Origin of the sequence: Curtobacterium sp. A7_M15 (assembly GCF_030705415.1) — a bacterium.
Taxonomy (GTDB): Bacteria; Actinomycetota; Actinomycetes; order Actinomycetales; family Microbacteriaceae; genus Curtobacterium.
Genome location: NZ_JAUZED010000106.1, coordinates 1 through 12,207, shown reverse-complemented (window position 1 = coordinate 12,207; position 12,207 = coordinate 1). Strand labels below are relative to the sequence as shown.

Annotated in this window: 10 protein-coding genes and 1 tRNA gene; 8 read left to right on the top strand and 3 right to left on the bottom strand. The window is 71.4% G+C overall.

Annotated elements, in window-relative coordinates; genetic code table 11:
• The 6 genes from Q7F20_RS15335 to argG form a co-directional block, all read left to right on the top strand.
• Window positions 1-798 (top strand): C40 family peptidase (locus tag Q7F20_RS15335; RefSeq protein WP_305740936.1); only part of this gene is annotated, 798 nt, incomplete at its 5' end.
• Window positions 799-1,153: 355 nt separating this feature from the next.
• Entirely contained in the window at window positions 1,154-1,648 is a 495-nt protein-coding gene (locus Q7F20_RS15330; RefSeq protein WP_305740935.1) for an HNH endonuclease, read from the top strand.
• Window positions 1,649-1,765: 117 nt separating this feature from the next.
• Window positions 1,766-2,920 (top strand): MFS transporter, encoded by a 1,155-nt coding sequence (locus Q7F20_RS15325; RefSeq protein ID WP_305740934.1) that lies wholly within the window; start codon window positions 1,766-1,768, stop codon window positions 2,918-2,920.
• Window positions 2,921-3,005: 85 nt separating this feature from the next.
• Window positions 3,006-4,109: an epoxide hydrolase family protein gene (locus tag Q7F20_RS15320; protein ID WP_305740933.1), complete on the top strand. Its 1,104-nt coding sequence runs from the start codon at window positions 3,006-3,008 to the stop codon at window positions 4,107-4,109.
• 13 nt (window positions 4,110-4,122) lie between these two features.
• Window positions 4,123-4,194 (top strand) — tRNA-Arg (locus Q7F20_RS15315).
• A 67-nt stretch (window positions 4,195-4,261) separates the two neighbouring features.
• Complete coding sequence (gene argG / locus Q7F20_RS15310) at window positions 4,262-5,704, top strand: argininosuccinate synthase (RefSeq protein WP_305740932.1); 1,443 nt, start codon at window positions 4,262-4,264, stop codon at window positions 5,702-5,704.
• Window positions 5,705-5,947: 243 nt separating this feature from the next.
• Here argG and Q7F20_RS15305 read toward each other — a convergent pair whose 3' ends face one another.
• Window positions 5,948-7,087 (bottom strand): AI-2E family transporter, encoded by a 1,140-nt coding sequence (locus tag Q7F20_RS15305; protein WP_305740931.1) that lies wholly within the window; start codon window positions 7,085-7,087, stop codon window positions 5,948-5,950.
• Between the two features lie 341 nt (window positions 7,088-7,428).
• Between Q7F20_RS15305 and Q7F20_RS15300 the strand changes: the two genes are divergently transcribed.
• On the top strand, window positions 7,429-7,596 hold the full coding sequence (locus Q7F20_RS15300; RefSeq protein WP_305740930.1) for a hypothetical protein: 168 nt from the start codon (window positions 7,429-7,431) through the stop codon (window positions 7,594-7,596).
• A gap of 72 nt (window positions 7,597-7,668) precedes the next feature.
• Here Q7F20_RS15300 and Q7F20_RS15295 read toward each other — a convergent pair whose 3' ends face one another.
• Window positions 7,669-9,099, bottom strand: coding sequence for an MATE family efflux transporter (locus Q7F20_RS15295; protein ID WP_305740929.1), 1,431 nt, complete (start codon window positions 9,097-9,099; stop codon window positions 7,669-7,671).
• Between the two features lie 140 nt (window positions 9,100-9,239).
• Window positions 9,240-9,683, bottom strand: a complete 444-nt coding sequence (locus Q7F20_RS15290) for a MarR family winged helix-turn-helix transcriptional regulator (protein WP_305740928.1) — start codon at window positions 9,681-9,683, stop codon at window positions 9,240-9,242.
• A 416-nt stretch (window positions 9,684-10,099) separates the two neighbouring features.
• Here Q7F20_RS15290 and Q7F20_RS15285 point away from each other — a divergent pair, with 416 nt between their 5' ends.
• Window positions 10,100-12,187 carry a choice-of-anchor G family protein gene (locus tag Q7F20_RS15285; RefSeq protein ID WP_305740927.1) on the top strand — a complete coding sequence of 696 codons (2,088 nt, stop codon included), beginning with the start codon at window positions 10,100-10,102 and terminating at the stop codon, window positions 12,185-12,187.
• Window positions 12,188-12,207: the final 20 nt, after the last annotated feature.

Here is a 12,207-nt window from a genome sequence, read left to right as displayed (position 1 = left end):
CGTCGCGCGGCCCAGGCCGCCCGCACCGCCGCCTCGTCGAAGGCGAGCTCGTCGGCCCGCAAGCGCCGCTTCCTCGCGCCGGTCGTCCTGACCGTCGCCGCGGGCATGTTCGGCACCGTCGCGGTCGCCCCGGCGTTCGCCGCGACGCAGCAGTCGACCGGGTCCGACGCCGCGAACGCACAGCGCCAGGTCCGCACGACCGAGGCGCAGAACTTCTCCGTCTCCGACGCGGTCGCCCTCGCCGGCACGAGCCGCGACGGCTACGGCGCGACCGCGCAGTCCACGCTCGACGCCGAGGCAGCGAAGAAGGCCGCCGACGCCGCGGCGAAGCAGGCGTCCGAGCAGGCCGCGGCCACCCAGGCCGCCCGTGCGCAGACCGCCTCGCAGTACGCGTCGTACACCGGCCCGAGCGCCTCCGACTACGTCGCATCGTCGACCGCCGCGAACACGCCGTTCTCGCTGCCGGCCGTCGTCGCCACCGCCAAGCAGTACATCGGTACCCCGTACGTCTTCGGCGGCGCCGACCCGTCGGGCTTCGACTGCTCCGGCTACGTCATGTTCGTGTACGCGCAGTACGGCATCAACCTCGCGCACTCCGTGCCGCTGCAGGACCAGGCCGGCACCACCATCCCCGAGTCCGAGGCGCAGCCGGGCGACGTCGTGATCTTCAACAACGAGGCGCACGACGGCTTCTACATGGGCAACGGCATGATCATGGACGCGCCGAAGCCCGGTGGCTCGGTGTCGATCCGCCCGATCTGGACCAGCGACTACCACATCGTCCGCTTCGGCATCTGACGCAGGCCGCGGGCGTCGTTCCCGTGAACATCGCCGGAACCGGCCCGTGCACCCTCGTGCCGGGCCGGTTTCTGACGTAGCCTGACCCTGCACCGGCCCGAACGGTCCGAGCAGGGAGACCCCATGTCAGCGTTCCGCACGACCCGCACCATGGGTCGGCGCGCGCACGTCGACATATGGTCGACCACCGCCTGCGTGCACGAGCACGCCCCTGCATGACGAGAGCACTGCCCATCCGGGTGGTGCTCTTCGTGGTTCAGGGGTCGTTCGCGCGAGCGGAGGTCACCTGCGCGGTACCCCGGTCCGACGCACCCGCACAGCCTGGAAGCCGTCCAGGCACGTCGGAAGGGAACCCATGCGCACTCTCGTCCTCAACGCCGGTTACGAGCCCCTCGCGGTGATCTCGGACCGACGGGCCCTCGTGCTCGTCATGAACCAGAAGGCCGCCATCGTCGCCGCAGACCTCGACCACCCCGTCACGGGGTCGACGTCGACCTACGACCGTCCGTCCGTCATCATCCTCACCCGGTACGTCCGCATCCCGCACTCGAGACTCGTGCCGGTGTCGCGTCGGGGCGTCCTCCGCCGGGACGCCAACCGGTGCGCGTACTGCGACCGGCACGCCACCACGATCGACCACGTGCAGCCCCGCTCGCGCGGAGGCGAGGACTCGTGGGAGAACCTCGTCGCCTGCTGCCTGGCGTGCAACAACACCAAGGGCGACCGCACCCCGCAGGAGATGGGGTGGCGGCTCCGGTTCCGCCCGAAGGCGCCGCACGGCGCGTCGTGGGTGGTCCGGGGCATCGAGCGTCCGCAGTCCGAGTGGGACGAGTACCTGGTGGCCGCGTAGCGACGGAGCGCGACTGACGTGGTGACGGACGGGAGGCGCGGGTCGGGCCCGACCCGCGCCTGACGTCCCGTGCGGTGCGCGCTGGCGCGGGGCGCCGTCGTCCGCCAGCATTGCGGTGTGGGCCCGCAGCAACCATCCCCGCGGCTCGGACCGCTCTACGCAGCCGGGTTCGTCACCGCGTTCGGCGCCAACGGCATCGCGGCCGCCGTCGGCGGCGAACACGTCGAACTCGGGCTGAGCCTCGCGTGGCTCGGGGTGTTCCTCGCCCTCTACGACGTCGCCGAACTCATCCTGAAGCCCCTGTTCGGCGCCCTGTCCGACCGCATCGGTCCGCGTCCCGTGATCGTCGGCGGGCTCGTCGTCTTCGCGGCGGCGTCCCTGATCGGCGTCTTCGGGGCGGGCCCCCTCTGGCTCGGACTCGCGAGGCTCCTGCAGGGTGCGGGCGCATCAGCCTTCTCGCCCGCGTCCTCGGCTGCGGTCGCGCGCCTCGTGCCGGCACACCGCCGAGGCTCGTACTTCGGACGGTACGGATCGTGGAAGGGCCTCGGCTACGCGGGTGGTCCGGTGATCGGCGCGCTCATCGTGCACGTCGGCGGGACGCGGTGGCTCTTCGCGATCCTCGTCGCGATGTCGCTGGTGACCGCCGTGGCCGTCCTCGTGCGGGTCGAGCGGATCGCGCCGCTGCCGAGACAACGGGCAACGATCGCGGTGCTGCTGCGCGCGGTCGCCGACCGGCAGTTCCTGGTGCCCGTCGTGGTGCTCGCGGTGGGCTCCGCCGCGATCGGCGCCCTCACGGGCATGCTGCCGGCGCTCGGGAACGGCGTCGGGATCCCGTTGCTCGTCTCGACGCTGGCGGTCGCGGTCCTCGCGGTGACGTCGTCGCTCGTCCAGCCGCTCGCCGGTCGTGCGCACGACGCCGGTCGGCTCGGAGCCGGGACGGCCGGTGTCGTCGGCACCCTCGGGATCGCCGTGGCCTTCGCGCTGCTCGCCGTCGTCCCCGCCGTCGGGACGCTGTTCGTGGCAGCCCTCCTCGCGGGCGCGGCCGTCGCGGTCCTGACACCGGTCGCGTTCGCACACCTCGCGGGGACCACCCCGCCGGATCGGCTCGGGCGGACGATGGGATCCGCCGAACTCGGACGCGAGACCGGGGACGCGATCGGTCCGCTGGTCGTCGGTGGTGTCGGGAGCGCGATCGCGCTGCCCTTCGGGTTCGGGGCGTTCGCGATCGTCGCACTGCTCGGGACCGTCGCTGCGGCGAGGACGACGCGGTGAGCAGGGGCCGATGACCGTCGCCGACGAGGGCGGGGTCGGTGTCGGCGGCGGCGGAGTCGTCGGTGGTGCGGCGTAGCGTCGGGACATGGCCGACACCCCGGAGATCGACGACGCGACGATCGACGACCTGCGTGCTCGCTTGCGTGCGACCCGCTGGCCGGACGCCCCGGCCGGCGCGGGGTGGTCGCTCGGCGTCGACGTCGACGAGCTCCGTCCGCTCGTCGAGTACTGGGCGGACGGCTTCGACTTCGACGCCCACCGGGCAGCGCTCGCCGCACTGCCGTCGCGACGCGTCCAGGTCGACGGCATCGGCATCCACGTGCTGCACGCCCGCGCGGCGGCCCCCGATGCGCTGCCGGTCCTGCTCGCGCACGGCTGGCCGGACTCCGGCTGGCGGTACCGCAAGGTGCTCCCGATGCTCGTCGACGCCGGGTTCGACGTCGTCGTGCCGGACATGCCCGGATACGGGTTCTCCGACGCCCCGCCCCAGCCGATCGACGCACGCGCCGTCGCCGGGATGTGGGTGACGCTGATGACCGACCTGGGGTACGAGCGGTTCGCAGTGTCCGGCGGGGACATCGGCACGCACGTCGCGCGGTACCTCGCGCTCGACCACCCGGAGTGGGTCGTCGCCGTGCACCGGGTCGACGGCGGACTCGCATGGCCCGGGCTTGACGCATCGACACTGTCACCCGCCGAGCAGGCCTTCGTCGCCGAGACCGACCGGTGGCGGACGGCCGAGGGCGCCTACGCGATGCTGCACCGGACGAAGCCGCAGACCGCCGCGGTCGGCCTGAACGACTCGCCTGCCGGGCTCGCTGCGTGGATCGTCGAGAAGCTCCGCTCGTGGAGCGACTGTGACGGGGACCTCTGGTCGGTGTACACGCGGGACGAGGTCCTGGCGCTGCTCACCGAGTACTGGGCCACGGCGACGATCGGCTCGGCGATGCGGATGTACCACGCGAACGCAGCGGTGCCGGCGCAGCAGATGGCACGACGGGTCGAGGTGCCGTCCGGGTTCTCGATCTTCCCGGGCGACCTCGTCCGGGCGCCGAGGGAGTGGCTCGAGCGAACGGCCAACCTCGTGTACCACCACGAGCTCGACCGGGGCGGGCACTTCGCGCCGTTCGAGCAGCCGGCGCTGTTCGTCGACGAGCTCCGGGCCTTCCTCCAGCACTTCCGCCGCTAGAGTGGGTGGGCCAGCCTCTGTAGCTCAATGGAAGAGCAGTTCCGTCCTAAGGAAACGGTTGGGGGTTCGAGTCCCTCCAGGGGCACCGCAGTCCTTTCCTCGGGCACACACGCCGTCGATGTACCGGCTGGACTCCCCGTACGATTGACGTCGTGTCCAAGGTCCTGAGCAGTCTCCCCGTCGGCGAACGAGTCGGCATCGCGTTCTCCGGAGGTCTCGACACCTCCTGCGCCGTTGCCTGGATGCGCGAGAAGGGAGCGGTGCCCTGCACGTACACGGCCGACATCGGTCAGTACGACGAGCCGGACATCGACGCCGTCCCCGGACGCGCCCACGAGTACGGCGCCGAGATCGCCCGACTCGTCGACGCGAAGAGCGCCCTGGTGGAGGAAGGCCTCGTCGCCCTGCAGACCGGCGCCTTCCACATCCGCTCCGGCGGCAAGACCTACTTCAACACGACGCCCCTCGGCCGCGCGGTCACGGGCACGATGCTCGTCCGCGCCATGAAGGAGGACGGCGTCGACATCTGGGGCGACGGTTCGACCTACAAGGGCAACGACATCGAGCGGTTCTACCGCTACGGCCTGATGGCGAACCCGCGACTGCGCGTCTACAAGCCGTGGCTCGACTCCGAGTTCGTCGAGGAGCTCGGCGGTCGCAAGGAGATGAGCGAGTGGCTCGTCGCCCGGGGCTTCCCGTACCGCGACTCCACCGAGAAGGCGTACTCGACGGACGCGAACATCTGGGGCGCCACGCACGAGGCGAAGAGCCTCGAGGAGCTCTCGAGCGGCCTGGACATCGTCGAGCCGATCATGGGCGTCGCCGCCTGGCGTGACGACGTCGAGGTCGCGACCGAGGTCGTCTCCGTCCGATTCGAGGCCGGTCGCCCCGTCGCGATCAACGGCGTCGAGTTCGCCGACGCCGTGGCGCTCGTGTACGAGGCGAACGCGATCGGTGGCCGCCACGGTCTCGGTGCGTCCGACCAGATCGAGAACCGCATCATCGAGGCGAAGAGCCGCGGCATCTACGAGGCGCCGGGCATGGCACTGCTGCACATCGCCTACGAGCGGCTGCTCAACGCGATCCACAACGAGGACACCGTCGCGTCGTACCACACCGAAGGTCGCCGGCTCGGCCGCCTGATGTACGAGGGCCGCTGGCTCGACCCGCAGTCGCTCATGCTCCGTGAGTCCCTGCAGCGGTGGGTCGCCTCGGCGGTCACGGGCGAGGTCACGCTGCGGCTCCGTCGTGGTGACGACTACACGATCCTCGACACCACGGGCCCGGCGCTGTCGTACCACCCGGACAAGCTCTCGATGGAGCGTGTCGGTGACGCTGCGTTCGGTCCGGACGACCGCATCGGCCAGCTGACCATGCGCAACCTCGACATCGCGGACTCGCGGGCGCGGCTCGAGCAGTACGCCGCCGCCGGTCTCATCGGCGGGGCGACGGGCGACCTCGTCGGCGAGCTCGAGTCGGGTGAATCGGAGGAGATCCTCGGCGGCGCGGTCGTCACCTCGGATGCCGACGATGCGCTCGGTCGACGGACGGACCTCGCGTCCGAGGGTGCGGCGTTCGACTCCGGCACCGACTGACGCCGACACGACGTACGACGAAGGGGCCTCCGCGATGTGCGGGGGCCCCTTCCGTGTCACGGCGTCCCGGTGCCGACGACATCGTCGATGTCGTACGACATCGACGTTGTCGAACCCTCGCGTGCGCAACAGTTGCGGACGCGGGACCGCGACGAGACCGCTGTCGTACGACATCGACGTTGTCGTACCGACTCGGCAGCGCCAGCGCTGGCGAGGGCGCCGGCCGCCGCGCCCGCACCCGCGTCAACGCGCCTCGGCGGTCTCCACGCGCTTCTGCCGCCACGGGCGCGCGGGCTGGTCGGGCCCGTCCCACACCTGGATCGCGCCCCAGGCGGCGGCGAGGAGCGGCACCGAGATGATCGCACCCGTGATGCCCGCGAGCACCGTGCCGGCGGTCAACCCGATCAGGATGACGAGGCCGTGCAACTTGAGCGTCTTGCCCATCAGCACCGGCTGGAGCAGGTTGCCCTCGAGCTGGTTGACCAGGACCACGATGCCGACGACGATCAGCGCCTGCACCGGACCGAGCGCGACGAGGGCGACGAGTGCCGCGAGGATGCCGGCCGCGGTTGCACCGACGATCGGGATGAACGCGGTGATGAACACGACGACGGCGAGGGGGAGTGCGAGCGGCACGCCGACGATGGCGATGCCGACGCCGATGCCGACCGCGTCCACGGCGGCCACGGTCGCGGTGCCGCGGACGTAGCCGCCGAGCGTCTGCACGACCCGGTCGCCGACCCGGCGGGCACGTTCGTAGCGGGAGCCGGTGAACGGGCGGAGCAGGAACTCCCAGATGCGCGGCCCGTCCTTGAGGAAGAAGAAGAGCACCACGATCATCAGCACGAGGCCGGTCAGGAAGTTCGCGGTGGCCGAAGCCCCGGCGAGTGCTCCGGCGCCGAACTGCGAGCTGGTGACGAAGTCCTGGATGCCCTTGACCGCCTCGTCGATCTGGGACTGGTCGATCGAGAACGGCAGGGTCTTCGAGAAGTCCTGCAGCTTGTCGAACCCGCTCAGGGCAGACTTCTGCAGGTCTGGCCACTGCGACACGACGGCCACGACGATGAGCCAGCTGACCAGGCCGAGCACGATGAGCACACCGATCAGGACCGCGAGCGTCGCGAGCACCGAGGGCACCCGGTGCCGGCGGAGCCAGGACACGACGGGGTGCATGGCCGACGCGATGATGAGCGCGAGCAGCACCGGGATCGTGACGACGCTCAACGTCGCTGCGGCGTAGACGATGCCGATCACGACGACGAGCACGACGATCAGCTGCAGGCAACGGGTGGCCAGGCCGCCGAACGAGTCGGACCACTGCTTCGTCACCTGGCTCGGCGGTGCTTCGGCGTGCGGGGGCTGCTGGGTGCCGAACAGGGGCATGGGGCTCCTCGGGGGTACGGACGTGCCCGCCCACCGTACCGACGCACGCCGGCGAGCGCTCGATGCGTGTTCCGGACGGTTCTGCTGCGGATGGTCTCGGCACCGTACCCTGGAGGACATCGGACCGACTCAGGGTTCCGTCGTCTTGATGCCCTCGCGGTCTGCGGGGTCTGGCGCAACGGGACGGTCCGATCGGATCCGGGGTGCGCACCACCCCGATGGAGGGCTGTCGACGTGACCGCCACTGTCAAGACGTTCCCCCACCCCCTCGAACTGTTCGTCGGCGCACCCCGCGCGCCGCTCGGCCCGCTGGCCGTGTCCGTCGTCGAGCTGGTGCTCGTGTGACCGACCGTCGCCCTGAGGACTGGCACCGCCACGGTCTGCGTTCGCCCGAGGACATCGCCGATCTGCTCGCCGCGCGGCTCGACGGCCCGGAGGAGACGCTCCGCGCCGTCGGCCCGACCTGGGACGAGCCGTCGTACGCGGACTTCCTCGGGGAGCAGATCTGACCGCGGCGCTCGGGGACCAGGTCTGACCGCGGCGCTCGGGGAGCAGGTCCGACCCCGGCGCCGACGCGTCCGTCAGGCAGCCGTCTCCTCCAGGGCTGCCTCCGCCCGCTCGGGTGAGCCCTCGGCGAGTCCTCGGGCGATCCGCCCACGGGACGCCACCCACAGCACGAGCGCCGCGACGAAGACGAGCACCTCGGTGACGGTGAGCGCCCAGACGATGCCGGCGAGCCCGAACCACAGGTTCCCGACGATGACGATCGGGATGAAGAGCACCCCTTGCGCCATCGACAGCACCATCGCCGGCAGCACCATCCCGGTGGCCTGGAACAGTGAGGTCAGCAGCCCGGTGAACCCGTTCACGATCGTGGCGACGAGCTGCGCGGTCAGGATGGTCAGACCGATCGCGAGCACCGAGTGGTCACCGGAGAAGATCGTGAAGACCTGCTCGCGGAAGACGAAGACCGTGCCCGAGAAGACCAGGACGATCGTCCCGACGGTGAACGCGGCTCCGCGGAGCGCGGCACGGAGCCTGGCGGCGTCGCCCTTGCCGAACGCGTAGGCGAGCAGCGGCAGCACGCCGATCGTCACGCCCATCACGAGGAACTCGGGCACCTGTGCGATGCGGACGGCGACGCCCATGGCCGCGAGGGGGTCGTCCCCGTAGGCGGCCGCGAGGTTGTTCAGCACGAGGGTGGTCACGATGAGGAACCCGGACTGCAGCAGCTCGCTCGACCCGATGCCGAACACCGGCTTGAGGACGTCCGCCCGCAGGGTGAACCACTTCGGCGCGAAGCTCACGTTCGCGCTGTTCCGCTGGAGCCAGACGATCCAGTAGCCGATCGCCACGACGTTGCCGAGCCCGACGGCGAGCGCCGCACCGGCGACGCCCCAGTGCAGCACGAGGATGAAGAGCACGTCGAACACGAGGTTGCCGACCGTCGACAGGACGAGTCCGATCATGGCCTGCCGTGCGGCACCCTCCGACCGGACGATCTGCTCCAGTGCGAACGAGGCGGCGAGCACGGGGACGAACGCGAGTATGACGGACACGTACGCACTGGTGGCGGGGACCGCCGCGGCGTCGGCGCCGAGCACGGCGACGAGCGGGTGCAGGAACACCAGCCCGAGCACGGCGAGCACGGCTCCGGTGACGACCGCTCCCCAGAGTGCGAAGGAGGCGACGCGCTTGATGTCCTCGGCCTTGGCGGGGTCGTGCTCCGACGCTCCGAGCATGCGCGACATGAGGGCACTCCCGCCGACGCCGAACACGCCGCCGACGGCCATGATGATGCCGAGGAGCGGGGTGCCGAAGGTGATCGCGGCGAGCAGCGAGGTGTCGTGCTGCGAGCCGATGAAGCCCGCGTTGATGACGTTGTAGACCGCGCTGACGACCATCGCGGCGGCCATCGGGACGCACAGGTGGATGAGGGCGCGACCGATCGGTGCGGCGGACAGGTACCAGCGGTTCTTCGCCGCGGCGGTGTCGGGTGCTGTGGTGCTCATGGCTGCCTCCTTCTGGGCAGGGCGGAGCGCGCGCCGACCGTGGGTCGGCGCCGCAGGGCATGACTGATGACGCGATCGGCGGGTGCCGACGCGCGTGGGTGGGTCGCGCCTCCTGGACGGGCCTGGAGGCGCGGGTCAGGTCACCGGGTGGGTTCCGGCAGTTCCGCGGTCACCTTGTGCAGGAGCGCCTGCAGGGTGGCGCGCTCGTCGGGATCGAGCGGTGCGAGCAGGACGTCGTCGAGGGCGAGCATGGCGTCCTCGAAGCCGGCGATGAGGGCGACCCCTTCGTCGGTGGCGAAGACGCGCTTGGTCCGGGCGTTCTCGGTGTCCGCCCGGCGTTCGACGAGCCCGCGACGCTCGAGTCCCTGCAGGAGACTCGAGACGCTGGCCGCACTCGTCCGGGTGATGTCGGCGATGTCCCGCTGGATCGCGCCGGGCGTGTGCTGCAGGTACCCGAGCACGAAGCTCTGCTCCTGGGTGAGGTCACGTTCGCGGACCCACTCCTCGGCTGCCTTGCGCTGCGCCCACCCGATCCAGCGCATCTGCTGGAGGGGCGAGTCGAACCGGGGTGCCTGCTGCGTCATGATCAGAACGCTAACCGTTAGATCCCTAACTGTCAACAGTCGAACTGATCGATCACCCGGTACCCCGAACGGGGGTATCGCCACGACCGCGGCCGTCACTTGTAGATTGCTCAGGAAAGGCGGTCTCACCAACCGCTCATCCTCAGCCCGACGACGTCGTCGGGCCCACCCGGGGGGATCAGGACATGGCACGAGAACGCACGATGCGCGCTCACCCGGAGCGCCCGTCCGTGGACGTCGCCTGCACCGCTCCCCGCCTCGCCGGAGGTGATCGCTCCGGATAGCCGCGCCCGCGCGCAGCACGACGCGCACACGTGACTCCGGGCCGCCCCACCAGCGCGCCCGTCGGATCCCCCGCCCCACCAGCGGGGGATGGATCAGCAGGCGGACGACCTCCGCCTGGAGGAAGAGGCACCATGCCACGCACTGCAACACGCTTCGCGCTCCGCGCGGGCGCCACGGCCACCGTCGCGGCCGTGATCATCGGGGGAGCAGCCCTCCCCGCACACGCCGCCGCGAGCGACGTGACCCAGGCCGAGGGGCGTCTGCTGTCCGGCAGCGGCTCGATCGACCTCGACAGCGTCGCGGCGCTCGCCGGGTCCTTCGGCGCCACCGCTCCCGGTGGGGCGACCGCCGGGCAGTCCGACCCGCTCGACCTCTCGGTGCTGAACGGCATCGGGATCAACGTCCCCGGCGGCATCCAGCTGCTCGGCCAGAACGGTCTCGTGAACGTCGGTGTCGCGGGCCAGGTCGCGAGCACCGACACGACCTCGGCGGTCGCCGCCGCCGGAGCCGTCGGCGCGGACGGTGCGATCCAGGTCGGTCCGGGCACCCCCGGCACCGGCGCCACGGTGAACCTCACCCCGTTGCTCGGTGACCTCGACGTCGACGACGTGGTGAGCGAGCTCTCGGTCGGACTCGGCGCGCTGTCCGCCCGGGCCGAGGCGACACGCACGTTCGGCGCTCCTGACGTCACCACCGACTACCAGGTCGCCGGCGCACAGGTCCGGCTCGTCAGCCCGGCCGTCCAACAGCTCGTGACGTCGCTGGACACGACGCTCGGCACCGCCGACGACACCGTGAACGCGGCGATCGGTGCGGACGGTCGCACCACCGACCTCACCGCCGCGCTCGTCGACCCCGTGACGGAGGCCCTCAACACCCTCGGGCTCGGGGCGCTGACGCTCGACGACACCACCGCGCAGCTCACGGCCGACGTGGACCTGCAGGGCGCGGTCACCACCGCGACGCAGCAGCCGCTCACCGACGGGCCGGTCACGATCGACCTGTCCTCGGGCGTGGTCACGATCGACCTCGCGCAGCTCTACACGCTGAACGACCTGCCGGCGAACACCACCCTGCTCGACGACGCAACGATCAACGCGCAGATCACGGGCGCGATCTCGGACATCCTGACCGAGCAGCTGCCGACCCTGCTGACCACCACGCTCACGAACGCCCTGGACGTCGCCGACGTGCAGCTCGTCGTGGACACCGGCGTCGACCTGCTCGATGCTCCCGCCGCGGGGCTGACCCTCACGGTCGACACCACCGTCGGGGACCTGCTCGGCACCGGTGACGGCGCGACGCTCACGGTCGCCGGCGACGGGATCCTCGGCCCGGTGCTCGCCACGCTCGACCCGCTGCTGCAGCCGCTGCTCGGCTCGACCATCGTCCCGGCGCTGACCGGCATCGTCGGTGACGTGCTCGGCGGGGACTTCGTCGCCGACACCGTGGCGGACCTGCTCACCACGGTGACCGACACCGTCACGGCACTCGACCCGCTGCTCGACGTCGTGAACGAACTCGTCTCGATCACGATCAACTCGCAGACCGCTCCGGGGTTCACCGAGCCGACCGCCGACGACTCCGGGGCCACCACGGTCAGGGCCGTCCGCGTGCAGCTGCTGCCGGCGGCGGACCTCGCGACCGTCGACCTCGCGTCGGCGACCGTGCAGGCGGACCCGTTCGCGGGCATCGCCATCACCTCACCCGAGGACGGCACGGACTACACGGTCGGTGCGGACGACGACACCACCGACGTCCCGGTGACGGGTGCGGCCGAGCCGGGCGCGGACGTCGACGTCACGCTCGACGGCGACGACGAGGGCACGCTGTCGACCGTCGCGGACGAGGACGGGACCTGGACGGTCACGTTCCCCGACGTCGCGGTCGGTGACCACGAGGCCGAGGCGGTCGAGACGATCGGCACCCTCGTGAGCGATCCCGCCGCCGTGACCTTCGCGGTCGCAGCAGCGCCGGTCGACCCGACCGATCCGGGAACGCCGGGAACGCCCGGGACCCCCGGGACCCCCGGCGGTGCAGGCGGCGCAGGCGGTGCGGGCGGCGTCGGCGGTGCCGGAGCCGGCGCGGTCGGCAACGGTGCCGGTACCGGGAGCCTCGCCTTCACCGGTGCCGAGCTCCTGCCGCTGATGCTCCTCGCCGGACTGCTCCTCGCTGCCGGCGGCAGCACGCTCGTCGCTCGGCGCATGCGTCGAGCCTGACCCGGACGGGCGCCGGCGGG